General features: G+C 43.5%; 11 protein-coding genes. 4 read left to right on the top strand and 7 right to left on the bottom strand.

Features of this window, described 5'->3' with window-relative positions; all coding sequences use genetic code 11:
* Nucleotides 1–104: 104 nt before the first annotated feature.
* Entirely contained in the window at nucleotides 105–461 is a 357-nt protein-coding gene (locus tag C8D84_RS10940) for a hypothetical protein (RefSeq protein ID WP_045452446.1), read from the bottom strand.
* 519 nt (nucleotides 462–980) lie between these two features.
* Here C8D84_RS10940 and ypfJ point away from each other — a divergent pair.
* Nucleotides 981–1871, top strand: a complete 891-nt coding sequence (ypfJ, locus tag C8D84_RS10935) for a KPN_02809 family neutral zinc metallopeptidase (RefSeq protein ID WP_045452448.1) — start codon at nucleotides 981–983, stop codon at nucleotides 1869–1871.
* 187 nt (nucleotides 1872–2058) lie between these two features.
* On the opposite strand, the gene C8D84_RS10930 is transcribed toward ypfJ, so the two are convergent.
* The 3 genes from C8D84_RS10930 to trxA form a co-directional block, all read right to left on the bottom strand.
* Nucleotides 2059–2298 (bottom strand): hypothetical protein, encoded by a 240-nt coding sequence (locus tag C8D84_RS10930; protein WP_055125335.1) that lies wholly within the window; start codon nucleotides 2296–2298, stop codon nucleotides 2059–2061.
* Between the two features lie 580 nt (nucleotides 2299–2878).
* The gene (gene rho / locus C8D84_RS10925) at nucleotides 2879–4147 is read right to left on the bottom strand and encodes a transcription termination factor Rho (RefSeq protein WP_055125334.1); all 1269 of its coding nucleotides are present in this window, start codon (nucleotides 4145–4147) and stop codon (nucleotides 2879–2881) included.
* Nucleotides 4148–4673: 526 nt separating this feature from the next.
* Nucleotides 4674–5000 (bottom strand): thioredoxin, encoded by a 327-nt coding sequence (trxA, locus tag C8D84_RS10920; RefSeq protein ID WP_060491956.1) that lies wholly within the window; start codon nucleotides 4998–5000, stop codon nucleotides 4674–4676.
* 369 nt (nucleotides 5001–5369) lie between these two features.
* On the opposite strand from trxA, the gene C8D84_RS10915 reads away from it, so the two are divergent.
* Nucleotides 5370–6083: an RluA family pseudouridine synthase gene (locus C8D84_RS10915; protein WP_055125332.1), complete on the top strand. Its 714-nt coding sequence runs from the start codon at nucleotides 5370–5372 to the stop codon at nucleotides 6081–6083.
* 57 nt (nucleotides 6084–6140) lie between these two features.
* The gene (locus tag C8D84_RS10910; RefSeq protein ID WP_109592110.1) at nucleotides 6141–7766 is read left to right on the top strand and encodes a flavin-containing monooxygenase; all 1626 of its coding nucleotides are present in this window, start codon (nucleotides 6141–6143) and stop codon (nucleotides 7764–7766) included.
* A gap of 34 nt (nucleotides 7767–7800) precedes the next feature.
* On the opposite strand, the gene C8D84_RS10905 is transcribed toward C8D84_RS10910, so the two are convergent.
* From C8D84_RS10905 to C8D84_RS10895, 3 genes are all read right to left on the bottom strand, one after another.
* Nucleotides 7801–8742, bottom strand: a complete 942-nt coding sequence (locus C8D84_RS10905; RefSeq protein WP_109592107.1) for a D-2-hydroxyacid dehydrogenase — start codon at nucleotides 8740–8742, stop codon at nucleotides 7801–7803.
* Nucleotides 8743–8940: 198 nt separating this feature from the next.
* Complete coding sequence (locus tag C8D84_RS10900) at nucleotides 8941–9897, bottom strand: response regulator (protein WP_045445938.1); 957 nt, start codon at nucleotides 9895–9897, stop codon at nucleotides 8941–8943.
* A 79-nt stretch (nucleotides 9898–9976) separates the two neighbouring features.
* Nucleotides 9977–12289 carry a sensor histidine kinase gene (locus C8D84_RS10895; protein ID WP_109592105.1) on the bottom strand — a complete coding sequence of 771 codons (2313 nt, stop codon included), beginning with the start codon at nucleotides 12287–12289 and terminating at the stop codon, nucleotides 9977–9979.
* Between the two features lie 655 nt (nucleotides 12290–12944).
* Here C8D84_RS10895 and rapA point away from each other — a divergent pair.
* Nucleotides 12945–15833, top strand: coding sequence for an RNA polymerase-associated protein RapA (gene rapA / locus C8D84_RS10890; protein ID WP_211181268.1), 2889 nt, complete (start codon nucleotides 12945–12947; stop codon nucleotides 15831–15833).
* Nucleotides 15834–16126 lie beyond the last annotated feature (293 nt).

Genomic DNA, 16126 nt, shown 5'->3' with positions numbered 1-16126 from the left:
AATAACCACGAACAATGGTAAATGACGTAAATGACACGCACAAAAAAAGAGAGCTTAGGCTCTCTTTTTTTTACTACAGTATTTCTATCATATAAACGATAAAATTACTGAGCTGGTTCTTCAATAACTACAACTTCGTCAGCTGCGTCTACAGCTGGAGTTTCGCTAGCTACGTCAACGCTAGTAGTAGTACCGTCTACAGGTACTTCAGCATCGATTTCGTCAGTAGCAGTAGCAACTTGAGCATCAGCGATGTCAGCTTCAGCTTCAGCAACAGCAGCGTCAGCATCAGCAGTTACTTCGCCTTCAGCAGCAGCTTCGTTTAGCTCTTCTGATGCATCTTGCACTTCTTCTTGTGCGTCAGATAAATCTTCAGCAGCGTTTTCTTTGTTGCTGTCACAGGCAGTAAGGCCCATAGTTGCAGTCATGATACCAGCTAGAGCAAGTAATTTTAAGTTCATAAGGTTTTCTCCGGGAAAATGAAATGATCAGTAGCAGCAAAAAAGGTTGAAAGCTGAGATTTCTCAGAATTCAACTAGTCTTAGTTACAGCTACTCAGCTTTCACGCATTCTATAGGATTTCTATATAAATAGAAATAGGCTGTACAATTAAGTAACAATAAAATTGTAAATAGTGTTTTACATCACTTATTCGTTATAATTTTTAATACAACGAGCCAAATTAATAGACGTATAATCAATGACATCACCCTATTCTGATGACTTATTCGATGTCTTGATTTCTACTATGCTTTTTAAGCATCTATTGTATCTATTAGGGGTTTAATAGTTATTAAATGTCTTGATTAGTGCGATATCAAGAGCCCAGTAAAGTAGCCTTTATCAAAAATACTTTGAGATTACTTACTTGTTAGAAATCGGATTTGATCAAAAAAATAAAGAATTGAGTCAAAATTACACTATATAAAAAATCATCAATACGAGTAGCTATATATATCGTATATTTGAGGAATGAAACAATGAAATGGCAAGGTAGACGCGGCAGTTCCAATGTGCGCACCAGCAGTGGTGGCGGTAAAATGATAGGCGGTGGTATCGGTGGTATTATTATTGCTGGCATTTTATGGCTGGTATTTGGGGTAAATCCAATGACCGCTTTACAGACGGGTCAAGTAGTAGCAGGCGGTGGCAATAGCAGTGCCGCTACCGAACCTGCGACAAGTAACGATCGAGATACGCAGTTTGTCAAAGTAGTCTTGGCTGATACTGAAGAAGTTTGGCATCAGATATTCAAAGAAGCAGGCAGCACCTATCAGGAGCCATCATTGATTCTCTTCAATGGTCAAGTTAGCTCAGCCTGCGGCAGTGCTAGCTCCGCGACGGGCCCATTTTATTGCCCAGGCGATCAGACTGTCTATCTAGACAAATCTTTCTTTGTAGAAATGCGCCAAAATCTCGGTATCACGGGTGATAAGCAAGGCTCTGGCGACCAAGATAATCAAGGTAAAGCGGGTGATTTTGCGCAAGCTTATGTTATTGCGCATGAAGTTGGTCACCACGTACAGACTTTGTTAGGCATCAGCCAGCAAGTTAATGAAGCCAGCCGTCAAGTCACTCGTGCACAAGCCAATAAGCTATCAGTACTACAAGAACTGCAAGCTGATTGTTTTGCTGGGGTTTGGGCACAACGCAACCAAGAGCGTGTACAGTTTTTGGAGGCAGGTGATATCGATGAGGCCATCAATGCCGCTGGTCAAATCGGTGATGATCGTTTAGCGCGTGCTAGCGGTGGAGCAGTCGTACCTGATAATTTCACTCATGGCACCAGTCAGCAGCGTGTTCAGTGGTTCACTCGTGGTTTGGAAAGTGGCAACGTGCAGTCTTGTGATACTTTTAGCGGGGCATTATAGTCAGTATCGCTATGATATTTTAGCGTAGTAACTATCGCCTAAAAAAGGCGATCCAACAAAAAGCCTGCAACATCGATTGCAGGCTTTTTGTATTTTAGAGCGTTTTAGACATATTCAATGAATTTAAAATACACGCAGTTGAAATGCTTAAAAACGGTCTTGATAGCACCAAATAATCATTTAGTGATTATCTGCTGTTGTTAAGAATGTAAGCACCAGCACCGCCTACTGCAGCACCACCAAGTGCGCCACGAGCGATGTCTTTGCTATCGCCGCCACTTCTAATAAGTGCACCAGCAGCAGCGCCGGCAGCAGCACCTTTAGCGGTATTGCTCAAGCCACTATTGTATCCATTAGTTGCACAGCCACCCATGATAAGGGCAGAGCTAGTAAGGGCAGTCATTGCGATAGTTTTAGCAAATTTCATAGTATCACCTGTTAGGTTATCAAGTTAGTTTATCAAAATCAAAATACGATATTTTTATTACCACTGATTTTAATACCGATAGTAAGCTGTATTAAAATATTTGGGCAAGTATCTTAGAATAATCTATTGTGCTACCGCAAGACATACAAAGGTCTGCATTAGTAAGGATTACATCAAGGATGTTAAATATCTCGAAAATTATACTGCTATCAACACGTGATAGCAGAGTATATCTATACTGGCTCCTATACTAACCCATATAATAATTTCTAGGCGTAGTAAAAGCGCTAAGCTTTGCAAATAGCCTGTAAAGGATGTTTCTCCACTGTATCGTTGGTAGGGGTTTTGCTTAGGGTTATTGTATTTATATTGATAGTAAGCTAACTGTTTTTAAAAATAGTACTTTTGGCGTTTAATAGTGAGGTATTAAGGTCTGCTCTCATTTTCATTGCCATTCTCAAATTCAGGACATGCCTGAATATATAAAAAATGAATACAAAAAGAAAAGACCGCACGAATGCGGTCTTTTCTGCTTAAGTGGCTTATTTATTGAGTATGGGAAAGCAGCACGGATCTATCATTAGTTCTGTGATTTACGTTTCATCTGCTCAAAGAATTCATCATTGGTTTTCGCTTCTTTCAAGCGGTCCAGTAAGAACTCAGTAGCTTGTACGCCATCCATCGGCTGAAGCAGCTTACGTAAAATCCAAACTTTGCGCAGTTTATCTTCATCAAGCAGACGCTCTTCACGGCGTGTACCAGATTTTTTGATATTAATCGCAGGGAAGACACGTTTTTCAGCCAGATCGCGCTCAAGCGTAATCTCTTGGTTACCAGTACCTTTGAACTCTTCAAAGATAACGCTGTCCATTTTACTACCCGTATCGATAAGCGCACTGGCAATAATGGTCAAACTGCCACCTTCTTCGACATTACGTGCGGCACCGAAGAAACGTTTTGGGCGCTCTAACGCATTGGCGTCTAGACCACCGGTTAACACTTTACCTGACGATGGAATAACCGTGTTATAAGCACGCGCCAAACGAGTAATCGAATCCAGTAAAATAACCACGTCTTGTTTGTGCTCGACCAAACGTTTGGCTTTTTCGATAACCATTTCAGCAACTTGTACATGACGCTGTGGCGGCTCATCAAAGGTAGAGGCAACCACTTCACCGCGTACCGTACGTACCATTTCGGTGACTTCTTCTGGACGCTCATCAATTAATAGGACGATTAAGTAGCATTCAGGGTTATTACGAGTAATCGACTGAGCAATGGTCTGTAGCAGCATCGTTTTACCCGCTTTTGGCGGTGCAACAATGATAGAACGCTGACCTTTACCAATCGGCGCGATTAGATCGATGATACGACCCGTCAGATCCTCAGTGGTGCCGTTACCAAGCTCGAGTTTTAAATGCTCAGTTGGAAATAGGGGTGTCAGGTTTTCAAAGATAAGCTTATGACGTGAGCGATCTGGGGTATCAAAGTTGATTTCGCCAACTTTCAATAACGCAAAATAACGCTCAGAATCTTTTGGTGGACGAATCGTACCAGCGATACTATCACCCGTCTTGAGACTAAAGCGACGAATTTGGCTAGGGCTGACATAAATGTCATCAGGACCGGCTAAGTATGAGCCTTCTGATGAGCGTAAAAAGCCAAAACCATCCGGAAGAACCTCAAGTACGCCGTCACCATAAATGGCTTCACCGTTCCGCGCATGGGTTTTTAGGATAGCAAAGATGATGTCTTGTTTACGGCTACGCGCCATATTATCAAGACCCATTTCTTTGGCGATAGCCAATAGCTCAGCGATTGATTTTTTCTTTAATTCAGTAAGATTCATAGATAGGTCATTAGCAATTGATCAGATGAGAGATGCCATTAGCAGCACAAGTCACGACAGTGATTAAAACAACGATAGTATGGTGATAGAGGGTGCGTGCACAGAGCTGGATTTATGTAGTTTGGATATTACGTGTCAGCTTATATACGAATTGCAATCGTTTATGCAAGGTAATAAGAAATAAGGATAAAGAAGTCTACATAAGAGTCTGCGTCAAAAACTCAATATCAGTAATTGTGTTTAGTCATTTCGTTCAGCAATGGTGTTTATAACGACGATTGTGTTTTTGTTGATAAACACGAGGAGAATAGCGATAAGACAGTTAGGAAAACCGTTAGTTTTCTGTTGTCAGCAGACTATACGGTCTTCACAATAGCATTGTCAATAAATTTTGCCAAAAAAGTCGTCTAATTGAGTTTTTTGCATAAAAAACAAGCAAAAAAGCCACTATCTACGTTAGATAATGACTTTTTCGACGGTGTTGCTGTCTCTTTAGAATGCTTATGCAAAACGAGTAAGTCTCGATTTAGAGATGCTTGTCTAACACTTTTGCCAATTCAGCTTTTGGCTGTAGACCCATCACTGAGTCAACTTTTTCGCCATCTTTAAAGACAAATAGTGTTGGGATATTACGGATACCAAAACGGCTGGCCGCTTGTGGGTTGCTATCCACATCAACTTTGACAATTTTAACTTTGCCTTGGTACTCAGTGGCTAGATCTTCTAAAATAGGGGCGATTGCTTTACAAGGACCACACCATGCTGCCCAGAAGTCTACCAATACTGGCACATCTGATTGCAATACGTCTTTGTCAAAGTCGGCATCGGTAGTATGTAAAATAAGGTCTGACATAATTTATCTCTCTTGTTTTATTATTTCTATCGCCATCCATCAACTAATATATTTGTTGCATAATAGAATGATGAGTGACCAAAGAAGCGTTTAGAAGTGGTTAAAATGTGCCATTATATTAACATGTTTGCTCGGGGTTAACAGATGCAGGCTGGTTAAATTGTTTAACAATTACGATTAGCACAATAAATCGACACATAACGACACAGGCATGGTTTTATCTGTCACTTGATAATACTGTCTGTGTCTTTTGCTCAAAAATAAGCGGTTTATCACACTATATCTATACTCTAATATCTACCACTTAAGACAGCTTTCATATGCAAGCTCATTAATCATTCAAGCCCATTTATATAAGTGCCTATTTTTATGCCTTTTACTGCTGAAGAAGTCAACGCCCTCAATGCTCAAGAAAACGCCTATCCGCTTGAGTTTTTTCAAGCATTTGCGCAACAGATTACTGTCTACGAAGATGATGATATTTGGGTGGTTGATAAGCCTGTAGGTCTGTTGAGTGTCGATGGCAAAACGCTCAAGGTCAGTTTGCTGGCAAGACTTGAGCGTGCCAACCCCGCGGTCAAGCTGATTCATCGTCTGGATATGGATACCTCAGGGCTGCTCATTTTTGCCAAAAATGCTGCCGCACAAACCCATATTAGTAAGCAATTCATTGAACGTTTGCCACAAAAAAAATATCAGGCACGCGTCTTTGGAGAGTGGGAGCGTGTCGGTGCAACGGGTGAAATATCCATACCAGTGCGCTATGAGCCAGAGACGAAACCGCGCCATATCGTCGATCCTAGCTGGTCAAAGCATGCCTTAACTTTATATGAAGTCATCAGCCATGAGCAATGCAACGGTCAGACAGTCACGCGCGTAATGCTAAAGCCTGTCACCGGTCGTAGTCATCAGCTGCGCGTCCATATGGTGCATGTGGGTCATGTGATGATTGGCGATCCTATTTATGCAGAAGGTACGGCTTTAGCGATTGCGCCAAGGCTTAATCTTCATGCCCAGCAATTGCGTCTCAAGCATCCTACGCTTGGGGCGTGGATGGATTGGGAAAGCCCAAGTCCTTTTTAAATGAATTTATGTCAAAAAATCTTGTAAAACCCATCATGCAAAAACAAGGAACGTATTATGCTTGATATGACGGCAGCCAAACAGGCAGTTAAGAAACGCTTCAAAGCTCAATCGGCACTCTCAGACACACCAGTGGATTATGAAGTACTGATTATCGGTGCAGGAATTGCCGGTATTGGTATGGCGTGCCGATTGCAGCAGCAAAAACACAAAGGACTGTTTGGTCATAAAAATCCAGGTAAGCAGAAACGCAAATCAGCAAAGCAACAGCAGAAAAGTGCACAGCGATTTTTGGTGTTAGAAAAACGAGCAGATTTGGGTGGTACATGGGATTTATTTACCTATCCAGGCATCCGCTCTGACTCTGATGCCTTGACGTTTGGCTACAGTTTCAAACCATGGCTAAATCACAGGATTTTGGCAAAGGGCGGTGATATTAAAAACTATATTGCTGATACGGCGCGTGAGTGTGGTATCAGCGAACATATTCGCTATCAGCACGAGGTGCAGCAGCTGTCTTGGTCAAGTAGCCATCAACAATGGACGGCGATGGTAAAAAATCATGCCAGCGGTGAGGTGTTTACGGTAACGGCAAAGTTTGTCGTTGGCGCCACGGGTTACTACGATTATGAGCAAGGTTATCGTCCTTCTTTTAATAAAGAAGCAGATTTTCAAGGTGAAATCATCCATCCGCAGCATTGGCAAAATGTGGATTATGACGATAAGAAGGTAGTCATTATCGGTAGCGGTGCCACAGCGATGACATTGCTGCCAGCTTTGGTGGATGAAAAAGGTGGGCAATGCGCGCGTCACGTCACTATGTTACAGCGTTCTCCCACGTATGTGGCAAGTGTACCGGGCGATGATTATACGCTTGATTGGCTAGCAGGTAAATTTTCACCGTTGTCGAAAGAGCAAGCTTATACGCTGCTGCGTACTCGTAATGTATTGATTCAACAAGGTACTTATCGAGCGGCTATATTGGCACCCAAGCTTATGAAAGCGTTATTAAAACGCGGTGTCAAAACAGAGCTAAAGGGTAGCGGTATCGATGTGGCGCATTTTGTACCAGACTATAATCCTTGGGATCAGCGGATATGTGCGGTGCCAGACAGTGATTTATTCAAAGCATTGCATGGCAAACGCGCCAGCGTCGTCACCGATCAAATCAGCCATTTTACCAAGACAGGCATTATGCTTGATTCTGGCAAGCATCTCGATGCTGATATCATCGTCACAGCGACAGGATTAAAGCTACAAATGCTCGGCGGTGCCAAAGTATATATTGACGGGCAGGCGATAGATATTGGTTCGCGCATGACTTATAAAGCGGTCATGATTGAAGATATACCAAACATGGTGGCACTGTTTGGTTATACCAACGCCTCATGGACGCTAAAAATCGATTTGGCGTGTCAGTATGTGATGCGACTGCTGGGCTATATGCATCAGCATCGCTATCAAGTGGTATTGCCACAAGCACAGACTAAAGATGCCAAAGCGCTTAAGCAGACAGATACGGTGATGGGCGCGCTATCCTCAGGATATGTCAAGCGCGCTCAACACGAGCTACCCAAGCAAGGCGATATATATCCTTGGCGGGTGACAAACAACTATCTAAGCGACCGCATCATGCTCAAACATCGCAAAATAAAAGATGATTGGTTACGCTTTAGTCGTTAAGGTCGCTTAGTTACAGTCGTTTGCTAAATGCTTTTTAATGGCTATTAATAAAATCAGTAACTTGTTTGCTTAAGATCTGCCACAAGGTTTCTTGCGCGCTTTTGCTGCCCCACGCATTATGCGGGCTAAATATAACGCGGGGATGCTTGGCAATGGTCAATAAAGGGTCGTCAGCGGTGATTGGCTCTTGCTCAAAAACGTCGCTGGCGTAGCCGATGATTTGCTCATTGTTAATGGCATCAGTCAGCGCTTGGCTATCCACGATGCCACCACGAGCGACATTGACGATGAGCGGCTGTTTGACCATTTTTGTTAAAGTATCTGCATTAATCAGGTGCTGAGTTTTCTCGTTTAATGGGCAATGCAGGCTCAGTACATCAGACTGTGCCAGTACGTCGTCAAACGCGGTATAGTCGTCATTGCGCGGTGCGCGTCCTTGCTGCTCCGCCCACAATACTGTCATTCCAAAAGCGCGCGCAATATCGGTCACGCGTTTGCCGATGGTACCGACCCCAATAATACCTAGCGTTTTATCTTCCAAATCTATCAGCGGAATATCCAGTAGGCAAAAATTACCGTTTGCTTGCCATGTGCCATCAGCGACTTTTTGATGATAATAAATACCCGCGCGCATGGCGTTGAGCATGAGCATAAAGGTATGTTCGGGCACACTTTTGACTGCATAACCTGCGACATTATAAAGCGCCACATGGTGCTCAACACAAGCGTCTTGATCGACGTTGTTCATACCAGTAGCGGTCAGTTGAATAAGCTTGAGCTTGGGCAATTTGCTTATCACTTCAGCGCTGATTTGCACTTTATTGGTGATAATGATGTCGGCGTCTTTGCAGCGCTCTACGATAACAGCAGCATCTTTTGGGGTATCATCATAAGTGAGGTAGTCGCTGATGCCTGCTGGGGCTGGTAAGTCGATGCCATCAGAAAAAGTGCCTTTATCTAAAAAAACCGCGCGCATGGTTATTCCTTATTAAATAGTTATTTTAAAATGCTTTTAATAGTTATAGACTTAATGTAGCACGTTGGTGATTTTAGTCAAAAAGCACGTCAAAAAATCCATCAAAAAAGTCCAAAGCAAAAACCTCTACTTCAATATTGAAATAGAGGTTTTGTTTATTGAGATAGTAGTCTTTTGTGCTTATTTAGTCTTATGCACTTATAAAGAAAAGCGTTTACGCAATTTGCCAATAAGGCTACGTACGCGACTGCTTAAATCAATACGAACGTCGTTTTCAGGGTCATGCTCGACTTCATAGCGTTTGACCAAGTCAGGGCTGGCTTTTAGCTTCGCATGATGCTGAAACGCACGGTTGACGCTAATCTCAAGCAGGCTGGCGCGCATCGGTTTCGGCAAGCAGCGATAAACCTGACCTTTATTAATCAAATCAATCAGCAAGCCAGCATCTTGAAATTCAGTCTGTACCAAAACCACCAAATGCGGCGCATCTTGTTTTAAGGTAAAGATAATCGGCGCGATATTCTCACCGCTGACATTGATATCGGTGATACAAACACCGATATCTTCATTCGCCAAATAATCGTACGCTTCTTCTAAACTCTCAGCATGCAGTACTTTATAACTGTGAGAAAATTGCTTACGTATTTGCTCAATCAACTCATTGGTTTCATCGATCACTAGCAGCGTTTGCTTATTACCTGAACTGTCGAATTGATCGGCATCTTCGTCTGGATTATAGGTCAAGGCGATTTCGGTAGCGCGTCCGACCACGGTGATCAGCTCTTCAGATTTACAAGGCTTAGTCAAATAACGATAAATCTCACCATCGTTAATAGAGCCAATAATGGCGTTTAAATCGGCATAGCCCGTCAATAAGATACGCATGGTAGACGGTGAGACATCTTTTACTTCGCGTAAGATATCCACACCGACTCGCTCAGGCATCCGCTGGTCACTGACCGCCACGTGTACATGGTTGTTCTTGATATAGTCAATATACTCAGTCGGGTCGGTGGTGATAAACACGTCATGGGTCTTACGAAACAGCAGTTTCATAGACCGTAAAATGCGTTGTTCGTCGTCGATAAATGCCAACTTCGGCTTTGACTCAGCGCTGGTTTCAACTGTGGTTAAGTCATTTTCTAATTCATTCATGATGAGTTCCTTATGATGATGAATAATAGTCGTTAAATATCTAAATATGTTCTACGTAACAGGGTAGCTGACCCAGCGCTTACGCGACTAGGTTTTGCTCTGTTAAATTATTATTAATCGGCAGTATTAACGTAAATGTGGTGCCAACGCCTTCGGTCGATACGACTTTGATATCGCCATTATGTTGCTCCATAATTTGCTGGCTGATTGCCATACCAAGACCAGTGCCTTCGCCTGCGCCTTTGGTCGTAAAGAACGGCTCAAAGATTTGATTGAGAACTTCTGGACTCATGCCTTTACCGTTGTCGATGACATCAATATAAACATGGTGATCATCGGCACGGGTGCGTACTTCGATCTTGCCATCAGGTTTTTCTCCCATGGCTTGCGCGGCATTGTTCAGTAGATTGACCAAGACTTGGTTGATTTGCGACGGTGAGCATTTCACTTCAGGCGTGGGCGCAAAATCAGTCACAATCTCTTGATGTCTAATGGAGTTGCCAGCGATTTTAAGCGAGGCTTCGATACATTCGCGCACATCGATGGTTTTCACTTTTGACTCATCAAGACGGGCAAAGTTACGTAGATTTAGTACCATTTCAGTGATTTGCTCGACGCCAAATAACGAATCTTTAATCAGCTCTTTTAATTCAGCTGATAGGTCATCTTCTTGGATTTCATCAGAAGCACGGATAATATCCGCCAATAGCTTGTCAATTTTTCCATCAGTCGCCGCGTCAGTTTTAACGCTTTTTAATCCTTGTACCAATTCAATCAGCTCTTCGTATTGCTCCGTCAACTGACCAATAATTTCAAGGTTGTTTTGCACGTATGATAAAGGTGTGTTCACTTCATGAGCAACGCCTGCCACCATTTGTCCCAACGTTGCCATTTTTTCTGAACGAATCAATTGTAGCTGCGAGTTTTTCAGCTCTTTTAGCGTCTCTTGTAGCTCAGCGGTACGTTCTTCGACTTTAATCTCTAGCTGTTGGTTAATGTTGGCAAGCTTACCTTCGTTAGACTGGATTCGGTCTAGTAGGTCATTAATAGAGCCGTTCACCAGTCCAATCTCGTTGCGACCTTCTGCGAATTTAACCTCGCTCAGCTTATTGTATTGCTTATTGTTAATTAAGTTTTCCGCTTCAGAGATTTTATCAGTGGTTTCTTTCAGTGGTTTGAATGCCAAAAATGTCAGCATGAAGTAAATCACGCCCGCTGTGATAAGTAGCGCCAATGCAATCCAGTTAACCAAGTTTTCGCTGAGATTATCTGCAATGGCGTTAATTTCAGCATCAGGTTGGACAACGATCAGCTTCCAATAAGTCTCAGGAATCTCAAAGACATAGGCTTGACTGCCGTTGTAGTAACTGTCTTTTGTCAACTCAAAGCTCTGTAATAAGCGGCTGTCCATGGCGTTTTGCTTGTTTTCACCATTATTTAGGTAAGCAGCGTAGTTAACAAGATAATAACCTTTTGCCGTACCAGTCTCAGCTTTATCAAGCGTGGTCAGTACCTGCTGAACTTGTGGTGAGACGCTAGCGGCGACTTGTTCGATGATCTCATTACGTTGGACATCTAAGAAATCAAGCACGGGTTGCCAAGCAGGGTCTGAGTTGATGACTTGTTTGATATCAAGTGGCGTACCCGTTTTCTCGTCAATATAGCTTAAGCGTTCAGGGTTAGAGGAGGCGATCACCTTATCACTATTATCCAAGAGTAGAATGTAGCCTGAGCCTGAGCTTTCGCTTAACTTGACGATGTTCTCTTGTAGCTGATTCAGCGTAAAGTTAACCGTACTGGCACCCCAAAACTGATTGTCACGCTCGATTGCCACACCGCAACTCATCGCAAGCTCGCCTTTGGTTTGGCTAGCGCGCACATGGTTCCAAATACAGCTCTCAGGTTTGAGCAACTTTAAGACGCTAAACCAATCTTCTTGATAATAAGGGTTGGTAGGATTTGGATCGCTCAACACCGCTTGATAATCGCCGTTTTGACGCACCATCAAAAATGGATGGGTCGCGGTATTTGCCCCAAGTGCCCCTTTTTCAGGCCAAATGCCACCACTACCCAGTAAGTTATAATCACGCTTATCAAAGGCATTGGCAGTACTGGTTTGTAAAATCGCCTCTTCTGTGGGCAAGGTTTGCGCGCTTTGCTGTAGTAGTAAGGCACTACGCATTACCCGATTGATATCGGCTGAAATACTATTTACCGCGGTATTGCCACGCTCAGCCACCAATTTTGCAGATTCAAGGCGGATTTTCTCATAGCCCTCTTTATCAACAACATAAACGACGACCGCCAGTACGACCGCAAAAGCAATAAATAAAATAGTGGTTACTTGGGTACTGACTTGATTAAAAAAGCCAACTTTTTTGGAGGCACTCATGATGGTGATAGTCCTTGGATAATAGTGACCACGAAGAAGAGTGCCAATGCTAGGTATTGATGGCAATCAATTAGGTGGTAATGCGTAATCTTAATTAAAATGGTCTGTACATAATGGCAAAAAATTAAAACTATAACTTTACTCTTATAACTTAAACGACTTAACTATTTATGTTCTTATAACTTAAAGGACTATGAAAGGCCATACTGTGCCCATAAATCCTTAAGGATAATTAATCATGAATATCAGGTGGCAAAAGAGTATGTATAGACGTGCGTTTGAATAATTCAGGTAAGAAAGAAGAAATGTTCTATTGCATTTCTTAACAATACAGAATCAATTTTATAATGACAATATTTTTCCTTTACTTGCGAGTCGTTATCTTATTGTTTTATATGACCAACTTATGCTTGGCGTTGATATAATCTTGCAATAATCTGCTCTTGAAAAGTCAACTTAGCGCACTCATCTAGCTGCTAACGTTATATAATGGTCGGCTTTATCTTGCGACCTAGCTAATGAGCTGACGCTGCCGGTATGGCCGGTGACCTCTCAGACTATTAAGTAATGACATCGCGCTAGTGATTCACGCTAGCAACTCTCATTATGAGCTATCTATTTTTTCCTATTATCTGAGTACAAAAGACATCGCCCTATGACTATCTCTATCGCTTCATTGCACAATACTGAATTTGCCGTTGGTCAACGTTATTTATCTGATACGGAGTCCGAGCTGGGCTTGGGTGTGGTCATCGATGTAGATGACCGATGTGTGCACATTCTATTTCCACAAAGTGAAGAGACGCGCGTCTACGCCAAAAACTCCGCGCCATTATCACGCGTGGTGTTTAAAGTCGGCGATAGTATTTCTGATCAAGCGGGTAAGAGCTATACCGTAACCGCGGTCGAAGAAGTGATGGGTGTACTCAAATACAGTGTCGATGAGCATGAACGAGGCATTATGGAAACCCGTCTGGCTGCCAATATCACGCTTGCTAAGCCGCTTGAGCGTCTGCTGGCTGGTCGGATTGAGCGTGGTGATTGGTATGAGCTGCGTCAAGATATCTTGCGTATGCAGTCGGCGCTAGCGGGTCATCCGCTGAAAGGTTTGATGGGTGCGCGTGTCGACATCATTGAACATCAGCTCTATATCGCTCATGAAGTTGGCAAACGTATCGCACCGCGTGTGTTGCTTGCTGACGAAGTTGGTTTGGGCAAAACCATCGAAGCAGGTTTGATTATTCATCAACAGCTGTTAACAGGCAAAGCTGAGCGTGTGCTCATTCTTGTACCAGATAGTTTGCAATATCAGTGGATGATTGAGCTGCGTCGTCGTTTTAATCTAAATTTTGCCTTATTTGATTTGGTACGTGCAGCAGCCATTAAAGAACATGATCCTGAGCAAAACGTCTTTGCCACTGAGCAATGTATCATTGCGGGTATGGATTTATTACTCGATCACCCTGATTTGTACGACCAAGCGATGGATGCAGGGTTTGATTTATTGGTGGTCGATGAGGCGCATCACCTGCATTGGGATGAGGCACAAGGCGGCAATGATAAATATGACTTGATTGCTGACTTTGCCGAAGAAACGCCAGGGGTCATGCTATTGACAGCAACGCCAGAACAGCTTGGCGCACAAAGTCACTTTGCTCGTTTGCGTTTGCTTGATCCAGATCGCTTTGATGATTTGGATGAGTTTATCAATGGTCAAGAAGCCTTTGCTGAAACGGCTGCCGTTGCTGGTGTATTGATAGAGGATAAGCCATTAAGCGACAGTCAAATTGCCGCTTTAAGCAGCTTGTTAGACATCAGTCTTGATGAGTTGGCAACGATTAATGATGACGAAAAATTGCGCACCTATGCGCTCAACGAGCTATTAGATCGTCATGGTACAGGTCGTATTCTATTCCGTAATACCCGTGAAAGTGTGAAAGGGTTTTATGGTCGTAGCAGCCAGCCGTACCCACTGGCATTACCTGCAGCATGGAAAGACAGCTATCAAACCAATGGTAAATTGCGTGAGCAGCTATGGGGCGAAGAAAACCAACCTGATGGTGGCTGGCTAGAAGATGACCCACGTGTGCCTTGGTTGATTGATATTTTGCGCGGCGAGCTTAAGCACAAAAAAGTGCTGTTGATTGCCCGTAGTGGCGCGACGGTTGAGAGCTTGGAGGCGGTATTACGTCTGCATGCCGGTATTAAAACCGCTATCTTTACTGAGCAGATGACCTTGCTTGAGCGTGACCAAGCAGCAGCGTTCTTTGCCGATAGCGAAGGCGCGCAGATATTGTTGTGCTCGGAGATTGGCTCGGAAGGTCGTAACTTCCAGTTTGCCAGCCAGCTGATATTGTGGGATTTGCCAGCCAATCCAGATACCTTAGAGCAGCGTATTGGTCGCCTAGATCGCATCGGACAAACGCAGCAAATTATGCTGCACGTGCCTTATGTACAGGGCACAGCGCAAGAGCGACTGTATCATTGGTATCACGACGCGCTGAATATGTTTAATCAAATCTCTCCAACGGCGCAGAGCGTGCAAGAGCAGTATATTCAAGAGCTAAAACCCATGCTTGAAGGCGCGGATACTGACGAGAACCGTGCGATACTACAAGATATCATTGAAGAAGCGAAACAGACGCGCTTGGGGTTAGAGGCACAGCTACAAGCGGGTCGTGATCGCCTATTAGAATACAACTCGTGTCGCCCACGTGTTGCCAAACGTATCGCTGACGCCATGCGCGATTTTGATGGTCATAATCTATTGCCGCAGTTTATTGAGCGCTTTTTTGCCTCAGCCAATATCGATCACAATATCCAGCGCGATGGCTCGTGGGTAATTGCTCCGATCGACAGCACTGAAATTAGTGATTATATCGATGGTCTGCCACTCGGTGACGAAGACGGTATGACGTTGACATTCGAGCGTGAGCAAGCACTACAGCGTGAAGATATCGAGTTTATCACTCACGAACATCCATTGATGCGCGCGATTTATGAGTTGGCGAGTACCAGCACCTTTGGTAATACCACGGTGGCAATGCTAAAAAGTTCTGCTGTACCACAAGGTATGGTACTGCTCGAAGTGAATTTCCGCGTTGAAGCCATTGCGCCAAGGTTGCTCAATTTACCCGCGACGCTGACCACGCAAAATATCCGCGTGTTTATCAGTGAGCAAGGCAGTGATTTGTCCTCGCGTATCAGTGCGGAGATGATTATGCCGCATATTGAGCGTCTGGATAAAAACCGTGCTCGCCAAGTCATTAAAGTACGCGGTGATGTGATTGAGCAGCGTTATTATGAAGCGGAAGAGATTGCCCGTCAGCAGCTTGCTGAGATTGGTGAACAAGCCAGTGCCCGTTTTAGCCAGCAGTGGTCACGTGAAATCAAGCGTCTTAAGCATCTACAAACGATTAATCCTAACGTACGCCCTGCCGAAATTGAGCGCTTGGAGCAGCTAAAAGCCCAAGGTGAGCAAGCACTAGGGAGTCTATTATTAGTCCCAGACTCTATCCGTGTGTTAGTGGCAGTGAAGCCATAAATGTAAATGATCAAAAGAACGAGATGCTATTAAACATCTCGTTTTTTTATGATTAATATCGTTTATATTAGGACGCGCCCTAAGGCATGTTAAGCAAAAATATTAACATGATATTGCCAAGTGAGCGTCGCTCTCTAGTCAAAGCCATCGATATTGGGTAAGATGTTTATCTTTTCGATTTATAGCCCGTTTGCTATAAAAGGGTGACCGCGTCTCGTGTGAAGTATCATATATACCTTTGTACTCGATGGCTTTGTACTTCTTTTAAGTTGAAACAACGATATAATAAATGC

Source organism: Psychrobacter immobilis, from assembly GCF_003148585.1.
In the GTDB taxonomy this organism is placed as follows: domain Bacteria; phylum Pseudomonadota; class Gammaproteobacteria; order Pseudomonadales; family Moraxellaceae; genus Psychrobacter; species Psychrobacter immobilis.
Note: the sequence above shows the minus strand (reverse complement) of the source record. Positions and strands in the feature narration are given on the sequence as shown.

Bases quoted from the DNA above. Each gene is read 5' to 3' on its own strand.
- rapA (WP_211181268.1), top strand. From the start codon at position 12,945: ATGACTATCTCTATCGCTTCATTGCACAATACTGAATTTGCCGTTGGT.
- C8D84_RS10905 (WP_109592107.1), bottom strand. From the start codon at position 8,742: ATGCGCGCGGTTTTTTTAGATAAAGGCACTTTTTCTGATGGCATCGAC.
- rho (WP_055125334.1), bottom strand. From the start codon at position 4,147: ATGAATCTTACTGAATTAAAGAAAAAATCAATCGCTGAGCTATTGGCT.
- C8D84_RS10930 (WP_055125335.1), bottom strand. From the start codon at position 2,298: ATGAAATTTGCTAAAACTATCGCAATGACTGCCCTTACTAGCTCTGCC.
- C8D84_RS10910 (WP_109592110.1), top strand. From the start codon at position 6,141: ATGCTTGATATGACGGCAGCCAAACAGGCAGTTAAGAAACGCTTCAAA.
- trxA (WP_060491956.1), bottom strand. From the start codon at position 5,000: ATGTCAGACCTTATTTTACATACTACCGATGCCGACTTTGACAAAGAC.
- ypfJ (WP_045452448.1), top strand. From the start codon at position 981: ATGAAATGGCAAGGTAGACGCGGCAGTTCCAATGTGCGCACCAGCAGT.
- C8D84_RS10915 (WP_055125332.1), top strand. From the start codon at position 5,370: ATGCCTTTTACTGCTGAAGAAGTCAACGCCCTCAATGCTCAAGAAAAC.
- C8D84_RS10940 (WP_045452446.1), bottom strand. From the start codon at position 461: ATGAACTTAAAATTACTTGCTCTAGCTGGTATCATGACTGCAACTATG.
- C8D84_RS10895 (WP_109592105.1), bottom strand. From the start codon at position 12,289: ATGAGTGCCTCCAAAAAAGTTGGCTTTTTTAATCAAGTCAGTACCCAA.
- C8D84_RS10900 (WP_045445938.1), bottom strand. From the start codon at position 9,897: ATGAATGAATTAGAAAATGACTTAACCACAGTTGAAACCAGCGCTGAG.